This window comes from Vibrio sp. R10-SG3-ISO10, from assembly GCF_059834185.1.
In genome coordinates this window covers 1-24,550 of sequence record NZ_JCBDHG010000021.1, presented here as the reverse complement: position 1 = coordinate 24,550, position 24,550 = coordinate 1, and the positions used below count along the sequence as shown (strand labels likewise).

Below are 24,550 nucleotides of genomic sequence, written 5' to 3'. Positions count from 1 at the left end.
TAACGCCTATTTATTTGAGGAGGAGCAATGAGCCCTCCTCCACCTATGCATGCCCATTCTTCTAAGTTAGTCTCTGTTCGGTTATGCGACGGTTGCGAGCTTCCCGTTGATCTTGTCGAAGTTGAGCGAGGCAAAACGGCATACTGTCCTCGATGTAATACCAAACTGTATCGAGGTGGTCGCCCTTCTCTTTCGGGTAATCTCGCGATTGCTATAACTTGTTTGCTGCTGTTTATCCCTTCCCACTTTTTCGACTTTATTAGTATTCGCCTTTTCGGTGTCATGATACCTGCAACCCTTCCAGACGGAGTCTTTACTCTATTTCAGGAAGGCTTTGTAATGTTGTCGCTATTGATCTTTTTCTGCAGTTCCATCGCTCCGCTGATTGTTTGCAGTTCAGTGGTGGCTGCTCATATCGCATTGAAATATCACCAGTTCAAACTACTCAAGATATCGTTAGCCCTTGTTCAACACCTTAAACCTTGGGTAATGATCGACGTGTTCTTGGTGAGTATCGCCATTTCTTGTTTCAAGCTACAAGACTATTCTGACATTATTGTTGGACCAGGTTTGATAGGACTATTACTGCTACAGGTATCCACTGTGCTACTTGTTACTCGTGTGAGTGTCCGCAGATACTGGGAAGTGTATGATCCAGAAGACAAATACGTTGCAACTGAAAAAACGCTACACTGTCACCATTGTCACCTATCTCAACCTGAAGGGACTGAGTGCAAACGTTGTCATAGCCCTATTCACCACCGTAAGCCGCGCTCTATACAAAAAACATGGGCGTACTTAATTGCGGCTTCAATCGCGATTTTTCCCGCAAATCTAATCCCTATTTCAATTCTTTTAACCAATGGGAAACGGCTAGAAGATACGATTTTTTCTGGGGTTGCCTCTTTGGTCAAAAGTGGCATGACGGGAATCGCCGTTATTATTTTTGTCGCCAGTATTGTTGTACCAGTCGCGAAAATTCTTGGCTTGTCATACCTCCTGCTTGCCATTCAGTTTAAGCGTAAGGTCTATCACAGACACCGAATGACCCTCTACTTCATTATCAAGTGGATTGGTCGATGGTCCATGATGGATTTATTCGTTATCTCCATCATGATGACACTCGTTGATCGAGGCCAAATCCTTGATTTCACGCCCGGTTTCGGGGCAGTTGCCTTTGGTATTGTAGTTGTATTGACAATGCTTGCGGCGGAAAGCATGGATCCAAGGTTGATTTGGGATAACTACCCAGAAGAAAACAAAAACAAAGAGTCACTAAATGAGTAATCCTTCTCCGACACAAAACTCTTATTCGCCTAATATCAAGCGCAATAAAGGGCTATCCCCACTGTGGTTACTGCCCATTTTGACCATGGTATTAGCAGGCTGGTTAGTGTTTAAAGCGGTTCAAGATGCTGGGCAACGGGTGCAAATCTACTTTTCAGATGCACAGGGGCTGATTGCAGGTAGAACAACGATTCGATATCAAGGTCTAGAAGTTGGGATGGTGAAAGACATCAGCCTAGCAGAAGACCTTCAAAGTATTTACGTTGATGCAGATATATACCCAGAAGCAACCAAGCTACTGACTAAAGAGACTCGATTTTGGATGGTTAAGCCTACCGCTAGCCTATCAGGAATCTCTGGGCTCGATGCTCTCGTATCGGGTAACTATATCGCTATATCACCAAGCAGTAACCCATCAGAGCCTGAAACAGAGTTTACAGCTTTAGAACGTGCACCATCAGACCTTATGGCAAGTGAGGGGTTGAATATTTCACTCAAAGCGCGTGACCTTGGAGGAATCTCTGTTGGTTCGCAAATTGTCTATCGTAAAATCCCTATCGGCGAAGTGTATAGCTATCAGCTCCATCCCGACTCGAAACACGTTGTTATTCAAGCATCTATCCAAGATGAATACCGACATATCATTACCGATGATAGTCGTTTTTGGAATGTGAGTGGTATCGGTGCCAACATTGGCTTTGAAGGGGTCGATGTTCGTCTTGAGAGCTTTAGTGCTTTAATTGGAGGTTCTATTGCGGTTGACTCCCCAGATGGAGGTGCGCCAGTCGCTGAACACACTGAATTTAGGCTCTACCCTGATATCAAAACTGCTGGTCGAGGTATTGCCATAAAAGTGGAGCTTCCTGATGACAACAAGATTAGCGAAAGTGGTGCACCTATTATGTACCGTGGCATCGAAATCGGACAAATTACCGACTTAGAACTAAGTAATGGCAGAAAAAGTATTGTCGCCTCTGCGGCTATTCAACCCGCTTTCAGCGATATGCTAACCACGGGTAGTAAGTTTATCCTAGAAGAAGCGAAGGTATCGCTCTCTGGCATAGAAAACATTGCCAATATCGTTAAAGGTAACTTTTTGACTATTGTTCCTGGTGATGGAGAACGCTCACGTAAATTCAGTGCTGTTAGAAAAGATGAGTTTAATCGACAGCAAGCTCGCTCTGTGTCTGTCCATTTGGTCGCGGACAACTCGTTTGGCTTAGATCAGGGCGCCCATATTCTCTACCGCGGGATTAGCGTCGGAAGTGTTACTCAAGTACGCCTAGTCGGTGACAAGGTACAACTCGACACTTTGATTGATAGCGATTATGCCCACTTAATCAAATCACAAAACCGATTCTTTGTTACTGGTAGCGCAAGTGCAGAGTTGACGGAAACTGGCTTAAACATCAGTGTCCCACCAGCGAAACAACTGCTGACTGGTTCAATTAGCTTTGTCAGCGAGGGGGAAGAGAGCGCACAAGACGAATATAAGCTCTACCCTAGCAAGTCGCTGGCTGAACTAGCAAAGTATAATATGTCTGGGTCGACCAAATTAACTCTGTTTGCCAACCAGTTACCTCCGATTAGCAAAGGGAGCCCACTACTCTACCGTAACCTTCAAGTTGGTAACGTAGCTGATTTCTATTTGGTTGACGGTGGTGTCATTATCTCAGCTAGCATAGAAAACCAATACAAGCATCTAGTAACAGAGCAAACCGTGTTTTGGAACCGCTCCGGGGTTGAGATTGACGCCAGCCTTGCTGGTATCAATGTTAAAGCGGCGCCACTGAAATCTCTGATTCAAGGTGGCATTGCCTTTGATTCACTGCCCGGCGTCGACAATAAACAAAATGATAAATGGCTACTGTACAAAGATTTCAAAACAGCCCGCAAATTTGGCCAAGTGATTACCTTGATACTGGAAGGAGAAAACACGCTATCTAAAGGAACGAGCATCAACTACAACGGTGTACAAGTTGGTGAAGTGACACTTGTCGTACCTAATTTTGACCGTAAGAGCGTTGAAGTCAAAGCACGAATTTTGCCTGAGTATACCGATACGATTGCGGTTGAAGGTTCCTACTTTTGGCTTCCAAAAGCCGAAGTTGGTTTACGAGGCGTTAAGAACATTCAAAATTTGCTATCACAATCCATTAGTGTTCAGCCAGGTAAAGGAAAAGCGCAGAATCAATTCGCGCTGCATCCAAATAAAAAAGCTATCCGTGGTGTTACCTTCACCCTGCAAAGTGAATCTCGCGGTTCAATCAGCGCAGGAACTCCGATACTTTACCGAGATATTGAAGTTGGCGAAGTGACCAAGGTTGAATTGGGAGAATTTGCTGATCGCGTGGTTTCTACCGTCGTCATTGACCCTAATTACGCTTACCTGGTGCGACGCAATAGCGTTTTCTGGAATACATCAGGTGTGGATGTGTCTATCGGCTTAACTGGAGCAAACATCAAAGCGGGTACATTTGATAGTTTAGTTCGTGGAGGTATCACCTTCTCCACTCCAGAGCAAAAACAGCTAGAACCAATCGCTGAGCAAGGTCAATCTTTCTATCTTTACGCTAAAGCAGAAGATGGTTGGAAAGAATGGCGAGCGGCTATTCCTAAACCCTAGCACTCAACGAATTATTCACTATTTACCTTATAAAACGCAGCCTAACCGCTGCGTTTTTCCTATTATTTGGCTATAATCAGCGACCTTTTAAGCCAGTCGAGACAAAGCTTTGCACCATAACGTTTATCTACCAGAAGAGTTCCTGTCTGAAATCGAATCCATTCTTCCTCAAGGTCTGAGCATGGACGATTTCGTCGCTGCATGTCAGCGCCCTCTGCGCAAGAGTATTCGAGTCAATACGCTGAAAATAACCGTAGATGAATTTCTTGAACGAGCTAAAGGCAAAGGTTGGCAGTTGGAAGCTGTGCCTTGGTGCCATGAAGGTTTTTGGATTGAAGCAGATGAGTCTGAAGTTCCACTTGGAAATACCGCTGAACATATGTCAGGTCTATTCTACATTCAAGAAGCCAGTTCAATGATGCCGGTTTCTGCACTGTTTCAGCAAAGCAATGAGTTCGAAAGTGTACTTGATATGGCTGCTGCTCCAGGCTCAAAAACCACTCAGATTGCTGCTTGCATGGGAAATAGCGGTGTATTGGTAGCGAATGAGTTTTCTGCCAGTCGAGTCAAAGTCTTGCATGCCAATATTGAGCGTTGTGGTGTCCGCAACGCTGCATTGAGCAACTTCGATGGTCGCGTTTTCGGCGGCTGGCTACCAGAGCAGTTCGATGCGGTACTGATTGATGCTCCTTGTTCTGGGGAGGGTACCGTACGCAAAGATGCAGACGCAATGAAAAACTGGACAAAAGAGTCTGTCATCTCGATTTCAGATACGCAGAAAGATCTGATTGAGAGCGCATTTCACGCCTTAAAACCAGGTGGCGTGATGGTTTATTCTACCTGTACGTTAAGCATTGAGGAAAACCAGCAAGTCTGTCATCACCTTAAAGAGACGTTTGGTGAAGAAGTTAGCTTTGAAAGCTTGAACGAACTTTTCCCCGGTGCTGACAAAGCCCTTACTGAAGATGGTTTCCTGCACATATTCCCTCAGGTTTATGATTGTGAGGGCTTCTTTGTCGCACGTATACGAAAGGTTGGCTCAGTCGAAGCGCCTATAGTTAAAAAAAGACTGGGCAAGTTTCCTTTCGAAAAAGCAAATACCAAAACCCAAGCTGACATTCAAATCCAGCTAAAATCAGCCTTGGATATCGACCTGCCCACCGACAGCTCAGTATGGCTGCGAGACAACGATGTATGGCTATTCCCGAATGCGTTGGAACCTATGCTAGGTGAACTACGCTTTTCTCGAATGGGTATAAAAATCGCAGAAGCTCATAAAAAAGGTTATCGCTGGCAGCATCAAGTAGCGACAGCACTTGCTGGTGGAATGGAGACAACATCGGTAGCACTTTCAGTCGATGACGCGAGAGAATGGTTTATGGGGCGTGATGTTCGCCCGGAGGGCCTTTCTGGCAAAGGCGAAGTCATCGTAAAGCTAGGTAACGATGTGATTGGTCTAGGAAAATGGGTTGGAAATCGAATTAAGAATGGTTTACCGCGCGAGTTAGTAAGAGATAAAAATCTATTCTAAGTGGTAAAACAATAGTATGAAATTCTATAAGAGCCTAGCTAAATCCGGATCTTGAACTACAATTTATGTATGGATAAAGTCGGAAATTCAAACAGTTAGCGCAGGCTCTTTATGAGCCCTTCCCCTAGGCCCAATGCAGGATCAGCAAAGGGCCTTTTTTTTGGAAGCCGCTTCAAGTTTTAACTAAGAAAGGCGAATACCTTCTTTATCAATAACTATTTTGCCTTGTTTGTACAATCCACCGATCGTTTTCTTAAACGTGCCTTTACTGGTGCGGAAGGCAGCAAAAATTGCTTCTGGAGAAGATTTGTCATTAAGAGGAAGGAAACCCCCTTTCTTCTCTAGCAGGTCCAGCACCTTCTGACTCAGGTCGTCCATTTTGCCAACACCTACCTTCTGCAGTGAGAGATCGATCTTGCCATCTTCACGGACGTTCTTGATGTATCCCTTAAGCTTCTTGCCGATAAACAGCTTTCCGAACACGTCAGATTTAAAAATCATACCCCAATGTTCGCCTTCGACAATCGCTTTGAACCCTAGATCGCTTCGTTCTGCGATAATCAAATCAACCTGTTGATTGCGTTGGTATTTTGCTGGCGTCTTATCAAGCCACTTGTTAAATTTTGTGGTACCTACGATACGACCGGATGCTTTATCGGTGTAGACATAAACTAAGACATTTTGCCCTGTTGCAAAACGAGCGCGCTGTTCACTAAAGGGAATAAGTAGATCTTTACCCTTGATACCCCAATCAGCAAATGCACCTGTTGAGTTCACACCTTCAATTTTCATCAAACCCCATTCACCGACTTGAGCGATTGGCGTTTCAGTTGTGGCGACTAACTGACTGTCAGAATCGAAGTATAAAAAAGCATCTAGGAAATCACCTACTTCTACACCTTCTGGAACGAATCGATTTGGCAACAAGGTCGTACCATAATCGCCAGCATCAAGAAATAGGCCGAAATCGGCTCTTTTTACTACTTCTAAGTGGTTAATCTGACCAACTTTAATCATTTCAACTGTCTCTTGTTAAATTTGCGGTGATTATAGCGAATCTCTGTTATGCTTTCGCCAAGTATTTTGTCTTTTTTCAGGAGCTCTATTTGTTAACCGTTGATAAGCAGGACGGCATTACACTCAAAATTTCCCACTCTATGGCGGCGACCAAAAAGTCTGATTTAGACTTGTACTTTTTTGTACCAGGTGAGCTTGGTTTGTCTCCTGACGTTCTCAAAGAGAGTGAATTCTATTATGAATCCATTACTCAAAAACGTGCTTATTACAGTGACAAAACACTTCTCCCTCTCGTTCATAGTAGACTCGCGAAACGTGGCCGACTATCGACCACCCAGTATCGTGTAAGTTTGAGTTTGTTCGCGTATCAGTATGTTATCGCATTAGATAAAGCGGTAAATGAGCTCAATAAACATAACAAAGAATCAGTCACCACTGACGAAGTGGACGAAGTCATCAAGCTTTCCCTCGATATACTAAAGAAGCTACGTCGTAGTGTTCCTTACGAAGAAGGACTTAAACGATACTACGCCAATATCGATAACTATCTTTCTTGGTATACGGGTCAGCGCTTGATGTCTCTGATCGCGCATATGCCGCGAGACAGTGAATACAAAAGCTTAAAAGAGAGCTTGCTTGCTATCGTAGAAAAAGAGGCGGCACACCGTAAGCTCAATAACTACAACTCGAAAAGTGTACGTGACGACGTAACGCGATTAAGTAACAAGATGCGACTGCTACGTCGTTTGATTGAGCATCCTGTCGTTCTGCAAGAGAAAACACAATCTCTCGGCAAGAATATGAAACGCGTTGTGAAAGGTGGTGCGACAGGCTTTGTCATGGTGTTCGTTACCATCACTGCGATTTTGGCACGCGACTACTGGGGAGAGATTACCGCCTCCTTCATTGTGTTGATGTCTTTCGTCTATGCACTACGAGAAATCTTCAAAGATGACTTGCGTGACGTGATGTGGCGTTGGATTCGTAAAGGTCGCCCTAAATGGCGTAAGCTCTATCTCAATCCAACCACCAAGAAAGCGGTCGGACAAAAACTCGAATGGCTCGATTATAAAGTTTTAGACAAACTGCCAGACAGAATCAAATCGATTCGTAAAAAACGGGTCGTTCAAAGAGAAGAACAAGTTCTGCATTATAGCTCTCAAACTGAAATGTCGACCTCTAAGTTTATGAGTGGTTATGAAGAAACCCGTGAATCTTTAATGGTCAGTATGCGTGCCCTCACCCGATTGATGGATAAGGGCTCGAATAAAGTCTACACCCATAATAATGGGCAAGTCAGTCGCGAATCGGTAGAGAAACGCCACCTAATAAACTTAATCGCCAAAGAAGATAACCATGACGGTGAGCCTAAATTCTACCGATGGAAAATCGTGTTAAATCGAAGCAAGATTGTCGCCGTCGAACAAATGGAAGTGGAAGATATCAAGCACCCGTTTGCTTCAGTGACAGAGTAAGAAAGAACTCCGCCATTGGTTCGTCTCCGTGAAGAGTTGGACATATGGCGGTTATTTTGACCGCTTTGTTGACCCGCTCCCCTGTCTCAAACGTTTCAGCAAGCATTTCATCAATCAACTTACCATCTTCACACACAAAGTGAACATCACCTTCAGGACGTTTCAAAAACTGCCCTTCGACCGCTTTAAAGGCGAGCGATACTTTCTTGCCACAATCTTGGGCTTTACTCATCGCCATAAAACCGCCCGCTACATCGGCACCCACCGCGAGGACACCAAAATACATGCTATTGAGGTGATTCTTCGTTCTGCGTTTTAGCGGAATCTTGATTTCCACTCTTTCGGAATCAAGTTGCAATATCTTTGGTCTTGCTAACCAGATAAAAGGAACTTTGAAGAAACCAAAATAGTTAAGATAGAAGTTTGCTTTTGACAGTGCTGACAACATAGATCTAATCCGACCAGTTAAATTTAGTCCAGTTCATAACGAACGCACTGTCATGTCAACAACTTGTTAACATCACACATTCAAACAGTGATATGAAACAGTTGTTTAACCACTTGGTAATGACCCGCTAGTCCAAATGGTTTAACGATTTCGTCACTGCCTTTTTCACTCAGACTTAACGCACTCTCCCTAGCATTAGAAGCCATTGAGCGTTGTTCATGCGGTCAATTTTCCACTTTTACAGACCTGTATAAAGAAGAATCTCGATAAGTAGTTTATTCCTAGGTGTGTTTCCGTTATCTTTACCGCTTCGCAATAAAAAGAACAGGCTGTGGTATGCCATTAAAAACCGATGAATTAAGAACCCAACCTTTGGGTCCAATGCCGACACCGGCAGAGTTAGGAAGCGCCCATCCCATTACGGACGAAGTAGCCCAGCGTATTGCACAGTCACGTCGTCAAATAGAAAACATTCTTACAGGGGAAGACCAACGCCTTTTGGTGATCGTAGGCCCTTGTTCAGTACATGATACTGAAGCTGCAATTGACTACGCCGAGCGTCTTGCAGCAATTCAAGACCAATACAAAGATGAGCTTTTCATTGTAATGCGTACGTATTTCGAAAAGCCTCGTACTGTCGTCGGTTGGAAGGGACTGATCACAGACCCTAACCTAGACGGTTCTTACGCATTAGAAGCAGGCTTAAACAAGGCGCGTAAACTTCTGCTAGACATCAACAAACTTGGTCTTGCGACGGCAACTGAGTTTCTCGATATGATCACAGGTCAATACATCGCCGACCTTATCACTTGGGGTGCGATTGGCGCACGTACAACAGAATCTCAGATCCACCGTGAAATGGCTTCTGCACTTTCTTGCCCAGTTGGTTTTAAAAACGGTACTAACGGCAACATCAAGATTGCAATTGATGCGATCCGCGCTTCACAAGCGTCACACTATTTTTACTCTCCGGATAAAAATGGCCGCATGACCGTCTACCGCACTAGTGGTAACCCTTATGGTCACGTCATCCTGCGTGGTGGTGATAAAGGCCCTAACTTTGATGCTGAGTCAGTAGAAGCAGCATGCAAGCAATTGGAAGAGTTTGGTTTGCCACAACGCCTTGTTGTTGACTTTAGCCACGCTAACTGCCAAAAGCAGCATCGCAAACAATTGGATGTTGCTAAAGATATCTGCGAGCAGATTAAATCTGGTAAGAACCAAGTGGCGGGTATCATGGCTGAAAGCTTCATTCTTGAAGGCAACCAGTCTATGGCTGACATCAACAACCTCACCTATGGTCAATCCATCACTGACCCTTGTTTAGGTTGGGAAGATACTGCAACCATGCTTGATATGCTGGCAACAGCTGTTAAAGAACGCTCATAATAGAAGGAAACCAACATGCCATCATTTGATATTGTTTCTGAAGTCGACACTGTAGAACTGCGTAACGCGGTAGACAACGCAACACGCGAACTTGCTACTCGTTTCGATTTTCGTGGTGTAGAAGCATCTTTTGAAATGCAAAAAGATGAATCAGTACGATTGAACGCTGAAGGTGACTTCCAACTGAAGCAAATGCGCGACATTCTACGTGGCCACTTAGCTAAGCGCGGTGTCGATGCGAACTCTATGGAAGCAAAAGGCGAAGAAGCCTCTGGTAAGAACTGGCACCAGATTGTCATCTTCAAGCAAGGTATTGAAACACCTGTTGCTAAAAAGATCGTCAAACTTATCAAAGATAAGAAGATGAAGGTACAAGCTTCGATTCAGGGCGAAAAAGTACGTGTAACAGGCAAGAAACGCGATGACCTGCAAGCCGTAATCGCGCTGATGCGTGAAGCAGAGCTAGGTCAGCCGTTCCAGTACGAAAACTTCCGCGACTAAGCTGAAAAAGTGCTAACTGAAAAAACCGATACTGAGTATCGGTTTTTTATTTCTATTTCCCAGAGCCTAACCTTAATAACAAGTCTCCACCTTGTAAGAACGTCACTCCACTCAATTTTGGTGGGATGAAGACTGCCACACGTAGGTCTTCCGCTCTCGCCTTCTCTAGCAGCTTAGCAAGCTCCGCATCATTGCAGTATTCCACTCGCTCCGCATCTCGGCGCACCAGATCAATAAAGCCAAATGGGCATTTGCCGTCGAAAAGGACTAGTTCCGCTTGCTGCATCAGCCTAAGAGCTTTCAATGTGAGAAGTTCAACATCATCACCATGTTCAATCCAAGTGATTGAACCTTTTTGATCAAACCCTTCAGTCAACAATGCTTGATACGCACGCTCTAGGCTTGAGTTGGCCGTCGCCTTGTCTACATCGGCACGTGCAAAGAAAGCCTCCCAAAACTTACGACGCTCATCTACAGTTGGCAGCTTTTCCTTTATATCCGCACGCTTAGAGGCGGCAAACTCCGCTTGAAGTGATAAGTTTTGCGGTAGAACGGCTTCTAATTTCTCGCGTACATTACGAATGAGAACAGGAGCCGCTCCACCACTGGATATCGCTAGCTGTATGCGACCACGGTTGATAATAGACGGCGTGATAAAATCGCAATATGGTTGATCGTCTACAACATTGACCAAAATGCCTTGACGTTTAGCATCATGATGCACCTGATGATTCAAACTTGGGTTATCAGTCGTCGCCCATACTTGCACAAATTTCTTTTCGAGCAGTTCTTCCGAATAAAATCCCTGGACCCAACGACACTCTTCTTTCGCAACGAGATTAGCAAGATAGTCTTCAATTTTCGGCGAGACGATTGTCACATCCGCACCCGCTCTGATCAGGCTATCAACCTTTCTACTCGCGACTTCCCCGCCCCCAACAACCAAGACAGGTTTATGGTTTAAATCTATAAATAGAGGAAAATACTGCATTTCATTCCTTGAATAACTGAAAACGTCTTTACCCTCGATACTAACAAAATTGGGGCATTAGATTCATGTGATTTCGATCAAGTCCATAATTTATGACCAAATTTTATACTTTCTTTGGTTTTATCAACCACACTGAGACATTCATTCAAACTTCAAATCTAATTGTATTGATAAATTTATTACACCATCCTGTCGCACCAGTTTTGTGACCTGTTGCACTATTTACATTTTAGCAACATATTGCCATTCTAATGTCTGTCAGGGTTTGTGAGTTCAATCAAAAATCTTTTTAAATTATACATTTGAGAAATCACAGATCCTTTCCTACGCTTATAACTGGTTGATTTAACTACGACTCGAAGACGAGCGATAGCAACCTAATAATTAATGAAACACAACATTATTTAATCGTTTAATCAGGATGAGCCTGAACAAACATGGATCATACAGGAAGGATACAAATGGCACATAAACTAACACTTCTTGCTTCAGTTGTAGCTGCATCTACTGCACTGATGTCTACAAGCGCTTCTGCGGCAGATAGCACGCTGGATAAAGTAACTAAACAAGGTTTCCTAACTTGTGGTGTAAGTACTGGCTTGCCAGGTTTCTCTAACCCGAACTCGAAAGGTGAATGGGAAGGTATCGACGTAGAATACTGTCAAGGTCTTGCAGCTGCAGTATTAGGCGATAAAACAAAAGTAAAATACGTTCCTCTAACAGCTAAAGAGCGCTTCACTGCCCTACAATCTGGTGAAATCGACGTTCTTTCTCGTAACACAACTTGGACATTGCACCGTGATACGGCCCTTGGTCTAAACTTCGTCGGCGTAAACTACTACGATGGTCAAGGCTTTATGGTTAAGAAAGATCTTGGCCTTACAAGTGCTAAAGAGCTAGACGGCGCTTCAGTATGTGTTCAATCCGGTACCACAACAGAACTTAACCTAGCTGACTACTTCCGTAACAACGGTATGTCGTACAAACCAGTTGTATTCGATACAGCAGCTCAAACATCTAAAGGTTTCGATGCAGGTCGTTGTGACGTACTAACCACTGACCAATCTGGTCTATATGCACTTCGCTTGAACCTACAAGACCCATCTTCAGCTCAAGTACTTCCTGAGATCATCTCTAAAGAGCCTCTTGGCCCAGTTGTTCGTCAAGGTGATGACCAATGGTTCAACATCGCTAAATGGACACTGGCGGCGATGGTTAACGCAGAAGAGTACGGCATCACATCTAAAAATGCGGATGAAATGCTGAAGTCAAAAGATCCAAACATCAAGCGTATCTTAGGTGTTGATGGCCCTAAAGGTAAAGGTTTAGGTATCCGTGACGACTGGGGTTACCAAGTTATCAAACAAGTGGGTAACTACGGTGAAAGCTTCGAGCGTACTGTTGGTGAAGGTTCTCCACTGAAAATTTCACGTGGTGTGAACGCTCTATGGAACGCTGGCGGCTTCATGTACGCTCCACCAATCCGTTAATAACTATTATTAGCTAGTTACTAAACAAAAAATTGGGCGGTTTTGGCCGCCCTTTTTATAAAAATGGATTTGAGGTTATAGCTGTATGAAACCTACTAATGTTGCGGCGAATTCGGATAACGGACCGAGTTCAAACGCTAGCCTTATTTACAATCCCACCTTTCGAGCAGTTGTTTTCCAGATTATTGCGATAGCAGCGCTTGTCTTTTTCTTTTACACAATTGTCAATAATGCACTTACCAACTTAGAAGCTCGCGGTATCGCCACGGGTTTTGACTTCCTCGATCAAGAAGCTGGCTTTGGGATTGGCCTGACGCTGATTGAATACGATGAAACCTATTCTTACGGTCGAACGTTCGTAATCGGCCTACTTAACACCGCCTTAGTATCGTTTTTCGGTATCATCTTGGCGACTATCATCGGTTTTATTATGGGTATTGCGCGCCTATCATCTAACTGGTTGGTTAGCCGATTTGCAGCGGTTTACATTGAGATATTCCGAAACGTTCCTCTGTTACTGCAAATATTCTTTTGGTACTTTGCCGTACTTCAAGCCCTACCTTCTGCAAGACAAAGTTTGAGCCTAGGTGAAGCGATATTCCTCAACGTACGAGGTCTGTACTTCCCAGCTCCAGTCTTCGAAGCAGGATCATCAGTTGTAATCGGTGCGCTGATTCTCGGTGTTATTGCATCGGTATTTATCAATATATGGGCGAACAATAAGCAACGCCTAACAGGTCAGCAAACGCCAATGGGTAGAATCGCCCTAGGGTTATGTGTTGGTTTACCTGTTGTGGTTTACTTCTTAATGGGTTCACCAATTACGGCGGAATATCCAGAGCTAAAAGGCTTTAACTTCCGTGGTGGTGTGAGCATTATTCCGGAACTTGCAGCACTTTTACTGGCTTTAAGTATCTACACAGCGTCATTTATCGCAGAGATAGTGCGCTCAGGTATCAACGCAGTAAGCCATGGCCAAACTGAAGCTGCAATGTCGCTTGGTCTACCTCGTTCTCGCACTTTAAAGCTTGTCGTTATTCCTCAAGCGCTAAGAATCATTATTCCTCCACTGACTAGCCAATATCTGAACTTAACCAAGAACTCATCTCTTGCGATGGCAATTGGTTACCCAGATTTGGTGTCCGTGTTTGCAGGTACAACACTCAATCAGACCGGTCAGGCAATAGAGATTATTGCAATGACAATGGGCGTCTACCTCACGTTGAGTTTGTTAACCTCTGCATTGATGAACATCTACAACCGTAAAGTTGCTTTGGTGGAGAGATAGCATGAAAGTACATCAATTTCAGCCAGACCTGCCACCTCCAGCAAATACAGTTGGTGCTGTCGGTTGGCTTAGAAAAAACCTGTTTAATGGTCCGGTAAATTCAATTGTTACCATTGTTCTTGCTTACTTATCGTTCATGCTGCTTTGGAACATTGTCGATTGGGCATTTCTGAAAGCTGACTGGGTAGGCACAACGCGTGACGCATGTAGTCGTGACGGAGCCTGTTGGGTGTTTATCAGCGTACGCTGGGAGCAGTTCATGTACGGATTCTACCCTCAGGAAGAGCTATGGCGTCCGCGTCTGTTTTACATTACTCTAGCGATCTTTACGGTACTGTTAGCGTATGAAAAGACACCAAAACGTCTTTGGATTTGGCTGTTCTTTGTCAACATCTACCCGTTTATTATTGCTGCATTGCTGTATGGTGGCGTATTTGGACTTGAAGTAGTCGAAACCCATAAATGGGGTGGCTTGCTTGTTACGCTCATCATCGCTCTAGTGGGTATTGTTGTTTCGCTTCCTATCGGTGTCGCTTTGGCATTGGGTCGTCGATCAGATATGCCTATCATCCGCAGTATCTGTACCGTTTACATTGAAGTATGGCGCGGAGTTCCACTGATCACTGTACTCTTCATGGCGTCAGTCATGTTGCCACTGTTCCTTGCTGAAGGTTCGGAGACAGACAAACTGATCCGCGCTCTTATTGGTGTGGTTATGTTCAGTGCGGCCTACATGGCAGAGGTGGTTCGTGGTGGCTTGCAAGCCATTCCTAAGGGTCAATATGAAGCGGCTGACGCTCTAGGGCTCACCTACTGGAAGAAAATGGGATTAATCATTTTGCCTCAGGCGCTTAAGATTACCATTCCTTCAATCGTAAACACATTCATTGGCCTATTTAAAGATACCAGTCTTGTACTTATTATTGGTATGTTTGACGTACTCGGTATCGGCCAAGCAGCAAACACTGACCCTGAGTGGTTAGGATTTGCTACCGAAAGTTATGTATTTGTCGCGTTAGTGTTCTGGGTATTTTGTTTTGGCATGTCGAGATATTCGATCTGGCTAGAGAACAAACTTCATACCGGTCACAAACGATAATCAGAAAGCTCAAGGACGTATTATGACGCAACAACAAGATTACATGATCCAGTTAAAGGATATGAATAAGTGGTACGGCGAGTTTCACGTACTAAAGAACATCAACCTAGATGTGAAGAAAGGCGAAAAAATCGTTATCTGTGGCCCTTCAGGTTCGGGTAAATCTACGATGATTCGATGCATCAACCGCTTGGAAGAGCACCAGAAAGGTCAGATCATCGTTTCTGGTAACGAGTTAACAGACGATCTTAAAAATATTGAAGCCGTTCGCCGTGAAGTGGGCATGTGTTTCCAGCACTTTAACCTCTTCCCTCACCTAACCGTGCTAGAGAACTGCACTCTGGCACCAATCTGGGTGAAGAAGATGCCAAAAGATGAAGCAGAAGCGATTGCGATGAAATATTTGGAGCGTGTTAAGATTCCTGAGCAGGCAGACAAATATCCTGGTCAGCTTTCTGGTGGTCAGCAACAACGTGTGGCGATTGCCCGCTCATTATGTATGAATCCACAAGTGATGCTGTTCGACGAACCTACTTCTGCACTCGATCCTGAAATGGTACGCGAAGTGCTGGATGTAATGGTAGAACTGGCGGAAGAAGGGATGACCATGCTGTGTGTAACACACGAAATGGGCTTTGCCAAAGAAGTCGCCGATCGCGTTATCTTTATGGATGCGGGAGAGATTATTGAAGAAAACAACCCAGTCGATTTCTTCGAGAACCCTCAATCAGATCGTACGCAAAACTTCTTAGCACAAATTCTGCACCACTAATCCGTGATCTACGTAAAAGGGGTGACTTAGGTCGCCCCTTTTTAGTTGTTATATTGTGTTACATCTTTCAAAATACATAAGTTTTTATTTCTATTATTATTTTATCTACTACTACACCAATTGGGGCTTGATCTTTTGCTCATTCAACCTCATAAATGTAGATATAAACATAAAACCTCACGAGGAAGATTATGAACAGTCCTATGTTTACACGCACTTCAAGCCAAGAAAGTGCTCTACAAACCAACAAGGTATTGCGTAACACTTATGCACTACTTTCAATGACGCTGCTTTGGTCTGCAGTCGTTGCTGGTGTTGCTATGGTGATGAACCTTCCTCACCCTGGCCTAATTATCACACTGGTAGGCTTTTACGGCTTACTATTCTTAACTGAGAAGAACCGTAACAATGGAATGGGCCTTGTATTCACATTCCTATTAACAGGCTTCATGGGTTACACGCTAGGTCCAATCCTTAACGCCTACGTTGGCGCAGGTATGGGCGATCTTATCGTTACTGCACTAGGTGGTACTGCACTTTCATTTTTAGCAGCTTCTGCTTACGCACTAACAACAAAGCGTGACCTATCTATGATGGGTGGCCTGATGCTGTCTCTGTTTGTTGTTCTGATTGTTGGTATGATCGCAAGTATCTTCATCCAATCGACAGTACTTCACCTAGCACTAAGCAGCTTGTTCATTGTTTTCTCTACAATGGCAATTCTTATGACAACTCAAAGCATTGTTCGTGGTGGTGAAACTAACTACATCTCTGCGACAGTAACTCTATACGTATCAATCTACAACATCTTCATTAGCCTGCTTCAAATTCTAGGCATTATGAACAACGACTAATACGTCATTGTTGTAAAGGTAGTACAAAGCCCGAAAGGTTTCCCTTTCGGGCTTTTTCTTAGTTGCTATCTTGTCCAATCAAGGTATGCTGCGCTACCCTATTGAATATCATAAAAATTAGGATCGTAAAATGTTTGAGTACAACGGCAAACAAATCGAAACTGACGCACAAGGCTACTTGTTAAATCATACCGACTGGGAAGAAGGTATGATTTCAATACTGGCAGAACAAGAAGGTATCGAGTTAACAGAAGCACATTTAGAAGTGGTTCATTTTGTTCGCGATTTTTACGAAGAGTTCAATACTTCTCCTGCGGTTCGCATGCTCGTTAAAGCGATGGAAAAAGCCCACGGTCCAGAAAAAGGGAACAGTAAGTATCTGTTTAAACTATTTAAACAAGGACCAGCTAAACAAGCGACAAAACTCGCTGGACTACCAAAACCCGCTAAATGTTTGTAGCGATAAAAATCCTGTAGTAATAACTACAGGATTTTAAATCCTTTAAACGGTTTGTAGGCGATAGATTCCCGAATCAAGCTATCAACTCTCGCACTCCTAGGTCCGTGTTCTAACCATTTGGCCATCGCTTCTATTTGCGAATGACTGCCACAGACCACCACTTCAACATCCCCATTGTCCAGATTTTTAGCATAGCCTGTCGCTACAAGCTTAAGACCTTGATATGACGTATGGTAGCGGAATCCCACTCCTTGAACTAACCCCGATACTGTGAACCTCTCACAACTTTGCTCCATTCCGTATACCTCTACTATTGAGTCAATGATATATTAAGCGCGTACTATTCTTACCCATAATGGATATATGGGTCTCTTCATTGGACATAATAATTATGAAAGAAATACCATTTCGTTGGATTGATAAATATCTCATTCATTTAAAAATTCAGGAGAAGTTCTACTTACTCTTCTTACTTCCAGTTATCGCTTTAATTATTTTAACTCTAGTACTCGATAACAGTGCAGATCGGATGCTTCATCACCTTTATCAAGATGAACTGATTCTAATGCGCAATCTGACTGAAGCAGGAAACCTCTCTCAAGAGCAGGTCGCAAACATCATCAATAATTCAAACACCATCCAATTTGGGACTGGCGAAGGGGCTGTAAGCGTCAATAACGGAGCGTTTAGTCTAGCCGCCATTCACGAACAAAACTTGTGGTCAGCAATGTCTACCACCCACATGGTCATTATCTTAGTAACATTGTCGCTTATCGCACTTGGTGTTTACTACATCATGACCTTTATTGGCGGTGCAATGTTTACCATGAATAAAGCGCTTAACACTTTAGCCGATGGTGACCTCACCAGTAGGATGAACTTCTTTAAAGTACGCGATGAGTTCAGTGAAATAGCTATTACCATAGACAAGGTGGCTGAGCGAGAGCAAAACATGGTGATTTCTATTCAAGAGTCTATCGCGTTGATGCAGCAGATTAGCTCTGACTTAAACCAATCGAATCTACAGAGTGCCGAAGTTTCTAGCAGCCAGCAAGAACACCTAAACTCGTTAGCCAGTGCAACAGAGCAAATGGCTTCAACAATAAGAGAAGTCGCGAACCTCGCTCATGAATCAAGTACCCAGACTGAAGATGCCCGTAGCGTAGCAACACAAGGGCAATCTAAAGTCGGACATACACTCAGCTCAATCTCTAAACTTTCTCAAGAAGTCCAATCAGCCTCTGAAGCAGTGGCCGAACTTGATGCAAACGCCGCACAAATTGATGAAGTGGTCACGACGATCAACGGTATCTCCGAACAAACCAACCTACTCGCACTTAACGCCGCTATCGAGGCTGCGCGTGCTGGTGAACAAGGCCGCGGTTTTGCGGTGGTTGCCGATGAAGTTCGAGCCTTAGCGGGTCGCACTCAGCAAGCAACAGTAGAGATTCAAACTATGATTGAAGCACTACAACGCAATAGCCAGTCTTTGACTCAGTTGATGGAAACAACGGTTGTTAACGCCTCTGAAGGCCAGCAGCGTATGTCAGAGGTTGACGTTGAAATTGGTGCGCTTGCTGAGAAAAACCAATCAATCTCAGACAGCAGTATTCAGATTGCAACTGCGGCCGAGGAGCAAGGTGTCGTAGCTGACAATATCGCGGCAAGTGTTGAAGAGATACGCGTCCAATCTGACAGCGTGTGTAGCATGATCAATGCGACCAACTCCAATATCGCTCAACTGCGAAATCAAAGCGATCAAATGGAAGCCTTACTTACGGGTCTAAAAGCGTAACAATAAGAGCCGCCACTAGGCGGCTCTTTTATTTGCAATTCCCATACACATCCTAGAAAATACCCCTCCTTTAAAAACAACCTATCGAGTAACCCAATGACTCCAGCTATTTATCTAGTCAAAGGACGAGACAAATCCCTTCGCCGTAAGCACCCATGGGTGTTCTCTCGTGGAATACACAAAGTCGAAGGCGAGCCGAAATTAGGGGAAACTGTTGACGTCTTCGCTCACGATGGTAAATGGTTAGCAAAGGCTGCTTACTCACCGAACTCTCAAATCCGTGCACGTGTTTGGAGCTTCGAAAAAGAATCAATCGACAAGGGCTTTTTTGTTAAGCGTATTCAAGACGCTCAATTGTTACGTGAAGATATCATTGAGCGCGATGGACTCACTGGCTACCGCTTGATTGCTGCAGAGTCAGATGGCCTTCCTGGTATCACGATTGATAAGTACCAAGACTACTTAGTGTGTCAGTTGCTCAGTGCCGGCGCTGAGTTCCACAAACAAACACTTGTGGATGCATTAATCGAATGTTTCCCCGACTGTAACGTTTACGAACGTTCTGATGTTGCCGTTCGTAAAAAAGAGGGCCTTGAAGAGACTGTTGGCGTCCTTCACGGACAAGAACCACCTAAATCTGTGGTTATCGAGGAAAACGGCGTAAAAATCAGTGTCGATATCGTTGGCGGACACAAAACAGGCTTCTACCTTGACCAAAGAGATAGCCGCCAACAAGCAATGAAGTATGTAGAAGATAAGGAAGTTCTGAACTGCTTCTCCTACACAGGTGGCTTTGGCCTTTACTCTTTGAAAGGTGGCGCTAAGCGCGTTATCAATGCTGACGTATCTCAGCCAGCGCTTGATACAGCGAAGTACAATGCTGAGCTAAATGAGTTCGATATTTCGAAAAAGCGTGCTGTCTTCCTAAATGCTGATGTGTTCAAGTTGCTGCGTGAATATCGCGATCAGGGCACTAAGTTTGACGTGGTTATCATGGATCCACCTAAGTTTGTTTCAAGCAAAAACAACTTAACGTCAGGTGCTAACGGATACAAAGATATCAACATGTTAGCTATGCAAATTCTAAAGCCTGGTGGAACCCTACTCACTTACTCTTGCTCAGGATTAATGAGCGGCGAGTTGTTCCAGAAAGTGATTGCAGACGCTGCGGTTGATTCTGGCCGTCAGGTGAAGTTTGTAGAACGCTTTGAACAAGCAGCAGACCACCCTACTGACAGTGCTTACCCTGAAGGATTCTACCTGAAAGGCTTTGCTTGTAAGGTGTTGTAGAGAAGCAAGCTCACCAAAAAGCAAAGCCACCTATGTAAGGTGGCTTTTCTACAGACGTGAAAAAACAGCCGGAGTCATTTCTGACTCCGGCTGTTTTTATTTTAGTGCTTTAAATGTTCTAAGCTATCGACCAGACTATTCGTGATATCAGTCGCGGACGCCCCATCAAAATCAATAGTTAACGTATTGCTACCCTTCTCTATTGTCATCGTTGACGAACCACTTTCCTCACTAACAGATACCTTAACCGTTGAAGCCTCTCCTTCATTCGTCGTTTTCAGCTCTGTCAGTAGCTCTGAAATATCTGCTTTTGATACATCTTCAAACAGGTCAGATAAATCAAGCTTATCTCCCTGATCTTTATCAAAATCAGTGACACGATCGTGCTCAGTTGCCATATCTACCCACTTGAAGATATCGGCATCTTCTCCACCCGTTAGGATGTCATCACCTAAACCACCCGTTAGGATGTCATCACCTAAACCACCAGTCAGGGTGTCATTACCTGCACCACCTAGCAGGAAGTCGTCACCTATGCCACCATCCAGGGTATCGTCTCCGCCCTGACCGAACAGAATGTCATTTCCTTTTCCACCTATCAGGGTATCTGCTTTATCGTCCGTTCTGGATACGTCAAACTCAGCAGTATTCTGAGAGATATAGTCATGAATATCCCTTGCGGTAACCGAAGAAGTCTCTTCTCCTGTCTGTTGTGCAACATACTTCTGAATAGCCGGAATACCCTGACCGGAGATACCGTCAAACTGCACCATATCTCCGAGCACAATGTCATCGCCCGCCAGTCCATCAATCGTGTCACCACCCTGCAACAGATCTATTTCCTGTCCCAGGATAACGTTCGCAAGCTCCGTAACATCAATGGCAGTATCTACAATTCCGTCGGAATCATAGTCATCCAGAACTGATTCATCGAGATAGTGGCCAAGACCGATTGCCTGAACCGCTGACAGCATAGCAAGCAACTCAAACATATGTTTACCCTGATTGTTTACCCCACCGCGGTCATAGTAATCAAACGAGTATCCATTGACGCTCATTTCACCAATTCTGCTTCCTGTCAAAGGTGAATAGAGCTTGCCCTGGCTATTAATCAGCTCCTGGCCTTTATACATAACAACGCCGCTGGTGTAATTATCTGGCAATACATCAGCTAGAGTAATCAGCTCCTTCGTATTCGCATCATAATCCAGAAGGATCTGATCAAACTGACTCTGATACAGACTGCTGTTGGTATAACTGGTCGGCTCACCATCAGAAATAAAGTAAGTCAGGTTATTACCACTTTGCTGACCAGCAAACCAATCGACGGCTGACTTGAACGCTGCTTCATAGTTTGTTCCACCATCACCTTTATCAGGGATCTGTCCCAGAGCTGCAACAAAATCTCCCCTTGGATCATCACTGGTCAAATCAATCGACACCGATGTGTTGCTATTGCTGGAGAAGTCAGCAATCAGAACGTTAACCTTACCTGAGTGGTCGCCCTGTGTACTTGCCAATATGGAATCAAATACTGTCAGCAACTCGCTCTTAGCAGTTTTCACATCATTGCCCATACTGCCAGAGGTATCGAGCAGGAACGCGATGTTATAGTCCTGACCGGCTACAATCTGGATACCCTGCACATCACCGACGATCAGGTCGTTATCTTCAGTTCCGGTTATGTTGTCATCGCCATGAGAGCCAGTGTTCAACACGTACTCTCTCATGCTCACGTCAATGGTTTCGCTTCCGACAGCTGCATCGTTGTTGCCGCTCTCTGTTGATGTAGCAGAGACACCCAGTTTGAAGTCAAGATCACCGGAATAGGTATAAGGTACCTTGATTTCGGCATCGATATGACCTGAAGCAGGCAGCGCCACTGTGTAAGTACCATCACCGTTGGCGTTGACAAGTTGACCACCGACATACAACTCGACTCCGGAAGGAATTCCATTGATATCAACCGTCTCTGCCAGCGTTTCACTGCCGTCAGTATCAACCAGTGCAACATCAATATCGACTGGCAATATCCGGTCATGAAGTACCGTATAAGTACCATTGTCGTTATTGATCTCGACAATCGCATCCTCAAATATCAGACGCTCGATGCCATAGAGATGGTCGCCATCGTCCGTTAGTGGAGAGTTATCGCTGGAAGTATCACGTTCTAAGGAGTCTTTTACTAACCAATAAGGCTTGTCTGTATGCTCCAGACCACGGAAATCGAGCGTATATTCAGAGAGCTTGCCCTGATAGATAACGCTGTCAATGGCCGTTTCACTATCTAAAGATCCTGTTCCTCCATAGAAAGAATCGTTATACCGGGTGCCAACAAACGTGTCGCTGCCATGCTGCTGGGCATTTGCAGCCTGAGTATCACCAACAAAATTCTGCTGCGTAGCGTCGTCCGGTGCAATCATCAGGTCATTGCCGGCTTGACCATTATTGAATGCCGGGGCCTGATCAACATGCTGGTGATCTGTACCTGCAAATGATGTGTTTCCATTCTGGACTTGCTGACGTATACCGTCAGGCGTGGTTTTAAAGCCTGGTATAGCCTGCACCTGCTGCAACTCTCCAACCGAAACAGAGACGGAAGGAGCATCTGCGACCGGTGTTACATTGATAGCAAGAGTAGCATTCGCGCCAGTATTGGTAGTGTAGTGGACCGACGGTAAAGTTCCGGACCAGTTCTCAACCGGTTCAAACTCATAACTGCCATCACTGTTAACAACAAGCTTACCTTCTGCCAGCTGGACGATATCACCTGGATTGTAGCTCTGGTTATTAACTTCAATTGATGCGACAGAAAGTACATTGTCAGCGTCAGAGTCATTATCAAGAACATTACCGGTTACCGTCGTATCTTCATTTACTGTAACCTGGTCGTTATCAGCTATCGTAGGCGCATTCTCATGTACCGTTACGTCAATCTTAGTTGAGTTATATGCTTTACTGGTTGAGTCTTTCTCGGATGAAGTAGCATCAATATAAATTGAGAAATCGTCACTGCTGCCAGATGGTGGCAATACAAAAATGTTATCCAGATCCCAGCCAGTCACATCAAACTCACTGGACGCACCATCAGAAACAAGCTCCTGCTTACCATCTGTAAACTTAGCTCCTGCTGGCAAGCCACTGATGCTGACTGACAGACTTTCTGAACCATCAGTATCCTGCAGTGCAACTGTTACCCGTGTCAGTGGTATCCATGTGTCCTGCTGACCTTCATTTGTCTCGTAGGCTTCATAAACATGCGAGCCATCGACCTCCTGAAGCTCTGAGGTACGTACTCCACTGCTGTCTAACTGGCTTTCATCACTTACAATACCAAAATTACTGTTGCTTAAATCTACCGGTGCTGCGCCGTCAACGGACACATTGACATCAAAATTGCCTGGTCCGCTTTGGTTGTGGTGATAGATTTCAATCGGATAGAAACCAGACACTGGCGGTGTAAACGGATTACCACTTGGAACATGGCCCGCATCCACTCCCCAGCGGGCCTGGTCGACCAGGTCACCACCAACTTTAATAGCCAGGCTGTCGTCGCCGCGTCCAACAAAGTCATAAGTCTTACCTGCTTCCAGATAAACCAAGCCTGTAACAAGAACTGCGTTATCTTCTGGTGTGGCGTTACTAGCCGTATCCTGCACGTTACTTGTAGTTGACGATGCAGCATCATCAGTATTAAGGGAGTCGATGGCCGCTATCAGGGTATTCGCATTTACGCCATTACCATGAGAGCCAAGCTCAACACCTGTCCAGGTCGATACATTGAAGTCCTGGGAAGGCATCTGGATTGCGCTTACAGAAGTATATATCACCGGGGTATCAGCCACAGGCGTTACATTAATCGCTATCGTCGCCTCTTCACCCGTGTTTATACCGTCAGTTGGTTTGAAACCAATTTCTGCATAATCCTGCTTCTGATCGCCGACACCTGAAGTCGAATGGCCATCATAACCTGACTCGTGTTCGTCAGGAGTAAAGCGAACCTCATCAGAATCGAACTGCGACTTATCCAAAGTCTGCCCAACTGTTACTTGTTTCCACTCACCATCGTCGTCAAGGTATTCAAGCTTGCCGTCATCCGGCAAGTCTGTGATTTCGATGCCCAGAGCTGAGTCCGGGGAATCTGGGTCTGTGATGCCGAATGAGGTCCAGTCCAGGGATACTGCTGTGTCTTCCTTGGTTGTGATTGGGGTTTGACCATTGACCTGCGGCGCATCGT

Annotated in this window: 20 protein-coding genes; 14 read left to right on the top strand and 6 right to left on the bottom strand. The window is 44.7% G+C overall.

Annotated features, from left to right (window positions below; genetic code table 11):
* Positions 1-27: 27 nt before the first annotated feature.
* The 3 genes from AC6R16_RS13315 (at position 28) to rsmF (ending at position 5,444) form a co-directional block, all read left to right on the top strand.
* Positions 28-1,287, top strand: coding sequence for a PqiA/YebS family transporter subunit (locus AC6R16_RS13315; protein ID WP_500674673.1), 1,260 nt, complete (start codon positions 28-30; stop codon positions 1,285-1,287).
* On the top strand, positions 1,280-3,913 hold the full coding sequence (locus AC6R16_RS13310; protein ID WP_500674672.1) for a PqiB family protein: 2,634 nt from the start codon (positions 1,280-1,282) through the stop codon (positions 3,911-3,913). The genes AC6R16_RS13315 and AC6R16_RS13310 overlap by 8 nt, the downstream gene beginning before the upstream one ends.
* A 109-nt stretch (positions 3,914-4,022) precedes the next feature.
* Entirely contained in the window at positions 4,023-5,444 is a 1,422-nt protein-coding gene (gene rsmF / locus AC6R16_RS13305) for a 16S rRNA (cytosine(1407)-C(5))-methyltransferase RsmF (RefSeq protein ID WP_500674671.1), read from the top strand.
* 183 nt (positions 5,445-5,627) lie between these two features.
* Here rsmF and AC6R16_RS13300 read toward each other — a convergent pair whose 3' ends face one another.
* A complete protein-coding gene (locus AC6R16_RS13300; RefSeq protein ID WP_500674670.1) occupies positions 5,628-6,461 on the bottom strand; it encodes a CvfB family protein in 834 nt (277 codons plus the stop codon).
* Between the two features lie 89 nt (positions 6,462-6,550).
* Here AC6R16_RS13300 and AC6R16_RS13295 point away from each other — a divergent pair, with 89 nt between their 5' ends.
* Positions 6,551-7,936, top strand: a complete 1,386-nt coding sequence (locus tag AC6R16_RS13295; protein ID WP_500674669.1) for a hypothetical protein — start codon at positions 6,551-6,553, stop codon at positions 7,934-7,936.
* Here AC6R16_RS13295 and AC6R16_RS13290 read toward each other — a convergent pair.
* Both AC6R16_RS13290 and AC6R16_RS13285 read right to left on the bottom strand, forming a co-directional pair.
* Positions 7,905-8,384: a DUF4442 domain-containing protein gene (locus tag AC6R16_RS13290; RefSeq protein WP_239853079.1), complete on the bottom strand. Its 480-nt coding sequence runs from the start codon at positions 8,382-8,384 to the stop codon at positions 7,905-7,907. The genes AC6R16_RS13295 and AC6R16_RS13290 overlap by 32 nt on opposite strands.
* A gap of 80 nt (positions 8,385-8,464) precedes the next feature.
* Positions 8,465-8,590, bottom strand: coding sequence for a hypothetical protein (locus tag AC6R16_RS13285; RefSeq protein ID WP_275666677.1), 126 nt, complete (start codon positions 8,588-8,590; stop codon positions 8,465-8,467).
* Positions 8,591-8,720: 130 nt separating this feature from the next.
* Between AC6R16_RS13285 and AC6R16_RS13280 the strand changes: the two genes are divergently transcribed.
* Positions 8,721-9,773, top strand: coding sequence for a 3-deoxy-7-phosphoheptulonate synthase (locus tag AC6R16_RS13280; protein ID WP_171325564.1), 1,053 nt, complete (start codon positions 8,721-8,723; stop codon positions 9,771-9,773).
* Positions 9,774-9,788: 15 nt separating this feature from the next.
* On the top strand, positions 9,789-10,274 hold the full coding sequence (locus AC6R16_RS13275; protein ID WP_004744051.1) for a YajQ family cyclic di-GMP-binding protein: 486 nt from the start codon (positions 9,789-9,791) through the stop codon (positions 10,272-10,274).
* Between the two features lie 52 nt (positions 10,275-10,326).
* On the opposite strand, the gene AC6R16_RS13270 is transcribed toward AC6R16_RS13275, so the two are convergent.
* On the bottom strand, positions 10,327-11,265 hold the full coding sequence (locus AC6R16_RS13270; RefSeq protein ID WP_500674668.1) for a precorrin-2 dehydrogenase/sirohydrochlorin ferrochelatase family protein: 939 nt from the start codon (positions 11,263-11,265) through the stop codon (positions 10,327-10,329).
* 461 nt (positions 11,266-11,726) lie between these two features.
* Between AC6R16_RS13270 and AC6R16_RS13265 the strand changes: the two genes are divergently transcribed.
* From AC6R16_RS13265 to AC6R16_RS13240, 6 genes are all read left to right on the top strand, one after another.
* The gene (locus AC6R16_RS13265) at positions 11,727-12,755 is read left to right on the top strand and encodes an amino acid ABC transporter substrate-binding protein (RefSeq protein WP_239856151.1); all 1,029 of its coding nucleotides are present in this window, start codon (positions 11,727-11,729) and stop codon (positions 12,753-12,755) included.
* Between the two features lie 85 nt (positions 12,756-12,840).
* On the top strand, positions 12,841-14,043 hold the full coding sequence (locus tag AC6R16_RS13260) for an amino acid ABC transporter permease (protein WP_500674667.1): 1,203 nt from the start codon (positions 12,841-12,843) through the stop codon (positions 14,041-14,043).
* Between the two features lies 1 nt (position 14,044).
* On the top strand, positions 14,045-15,142 hold the full coding sequence (locus tag AC6R16_RS13255) for an amino acid ABC transporter permease (RefSeq protein ID WP_239856153.1): 1,098 nt from the start codon (positions 14,045-14,047) through the stop codon (positions 15,140-15,142).
* A gap of 22 nt (positions 15,143-15,164) precedes the next feature.
* Positions 15,165-15,914, top strand: coding sequence for an amino acid ABC transporter ATP-binding protein (locus AC6R16_RS13250; protein ID WP_004749473.1), 750 nt, complete (start codon positions 15,165-15,167; stop codon positions 15,912-15,914).
* Between the two features lie 191 nt (positions 15,915-16,105).
* Positions 16,106-16,768, top strand: a complete 663-nt coding sequence (locus AC6R16_RS13245; RefSeq protein ID WP_004743393.1) for a Bax inhibitor-1/YccA family protein — start codon at positions 16,106-16,108, stop codon at positions 16,766-16,768.
* 130 nt (positions 16,769-16,898) lie between these two features.
* A complete protein-coding gene (locus AC6R16_RS13240) occupies positions 16,899-17,228 on the top strand; it encodes a TusE/DsrC/DsvC family sulfur relay protein (RefSeq protein ID WP_239854339.1) in 330 nt (109 codons plus the stop codon).
* A gap of 23 nt (positions 17,229-17,251) precedes the next feature.
* On the opposite strand, the gene yccX is transcribed toward AC6R16_RS13240, so the two are convergent.
* A complete protein-coding gene (gene yccX, locus AC6R16_RS13235) occupies positions 17,252-17,524 on the bottom strand; it encodes an acylphosphatase (RefSeq protein WP_500674666.1) in 273 nt (90 codons plus the stop codon).
* A 95-nt stretch (positions 17,525-17,619) separates the two neighbouring features.
* Between yccX and AC6R16_RS13230 the strand changes: the two genes are divergently transcribed.
* Together AC6R16_RS13230 and AC6R16_RS13225 are read left to right on the top strand one after the other, a co-directional pair.
* Positions 17,620-19,023 (top strand): methyl-accepting chemotaxis protein, encoded by a 1,404-nt coding sequence (locus AC6R16_RS13230; protein WP_500674665.1) that lies wholly within the window; start codon positions 17,620-17,622, stop codon positions 19,021-19,023.
* 96 nt (positions 19,024-19,119) lie between these two features.
* A complete protein-coding gene (locus tag AC6R16_RS13225) occupies positions 19,120-20,313 on the top strand; it encodes a class I SAM-dependent methyltransferase (protein ID WP_500674664.1) in 1,194 nt (397 codons plus the stop codon).
* A gap of 101 nt (positions 20,314-20,414) precedes the next feature.
* On the opposite strand, the gene AC6R16_RS13220 is transcribed toward AC6R16_RS13225, so the two are convergent.
* Positions 20,415-24,416, bottom strand: coding sequence for a cadherin-like domain-containing protein (locus tag AC6R16_RS13220; protein WP_500674663.1), 4,002 nt, complete (start codon positions 24,414-24,416; stop codon positions 20,415-20,417).
* Between the last annotated feature and the right edge of the window lie 134 nt (positions 24,417-24,550).

What these genes read in the sequence shown, in the direction of transcription:
- AC6R16_RS13315 (WP_500674673.1), top strand. Translation starts at nt 28, where the DNA reads ATGAGCCCTCCTCCACCTATGCATGCCCATTCTTCTAAGTTAGTCTCT.
- AC6R16_RS13310 (WP_500674672.1), top strand. Translation starts at nt 1,280, where the DNA reads ATGAGTAATCCTTCTCCGACACAAAACTCTTATTCGCCTAATATCAAG.
- AC6R16_RS13300 (WP_500674670.1), bottom strand. Translation starts at nt 6,461, where the DNA reads ATGATTAAAGTTGGTCAGATTAACCACTTAGAAGTAGTAAAAAGAGCC.
- AC6R16_RS13290 (WP_239853079.1), bottom strand. Translation starts at nt 8,384, where the DNA reads ATGTTGTCAGCACTGTCAAAAGCAAACTTCTATCTTAACTATTTTGGT.
- AC6R16_RS13285 (WP_275666677.1), bottom strand. Translation starts at nt 8,590, where the DNA reads ATGGCTTCTAATGCTAGGGAGAGTGCGTTAAGTCTGAGTGAAAAAGGC.
- AC6R16_RS13280 (WP_171325564.1), top strand. Translation starts at nt 8,721, where the DNA reads ATGCCATTAAAAACCGATGAATTAAGAACCCAACCTTTGGGTCCAATG.
- AC6R16_RS13275 (WP_004744051.1), top strand. Translation starts at nt 9,789, where the DNA reads ATGCCATCATTTGATATTGTTTCTGAAGTCGACACTGTAGAACTGCGT.
- AC6R16_RS13270 (WP_500674668.1), bottom strand. Translation starts at nt 11,265, where the DNA reads ATGCAGTATTTTCCTCTATTTATAGATTTAAACCATAAACCTGTCTTG.
- AC6R16_RS13265 (WP_239856151.1), top strand. Translation starts at nt 11,727, where the DNA reads ATGGCACATAAACTAACACTTCTTGCTTCAGTTGTAGCTGCATCTACT.
- AC6R16_RS13260 (WP_500674667.1), top strand. Translation starts at nt 12,841, where the DNA reads ATGAAACCTACTAATGTTGCGGCGAATTCGGATAACGGACCGAGTTCA.
- AC6R16_RS13255 (WP_239856153.1), top strand. Translation starts at nt 14,045, where the DNA reads ATGAAAGTACATCAATTTCAGCCAGACCTGCCACCTCCAGCAAATACA.
- AC6R16_RS13250 (WP_004749473.1), top strand. Translation starts at nt 15,165, where the DNA reads ATGACGCAACAACAAGATTACATGATCCAGTTAAAGGATATGAATAAG.
- AC6R16_RS13245 (WP_004743393.1), top strand. Translation starts at nt 16,106, where the DNA reads ATGAACAGTCCTATGTTTACACGCACTTCAAGCCAAGAAAGTGCTCTA.
- AC6R16_RS13240 (WP_239854339.1), top strand. Translation starts at nt 16,899, where the DNA reads ATGTTTGAGTACAACGGCAAACAAATCGAAACTGACGCACAAGGCTAC.
- yccX (WP_500674666.1), bottom strand. Translation starts at nt 17,524, where the DNA reads ATGGAGCAAAGTTGTGAGAGGTTCACAGTATCGGGGTTAGTTCAAGGA.
- AC6R16_RS13230 (WP_500674665.1), top strand. Translation starts at nt 17,620, where the DNA reads ATGAAAGAAATACCATTTCGTTGGATTGATAAATATCTCATTCATTTA.
- AC6R16_RS13225 (WP_500674664.1), top strand. Translation starts at nt 19,120, where the DNA reads ATGACTCCAGCTATTTATCTAGTCAAAGGACGAGACAAATCCCTTCGC.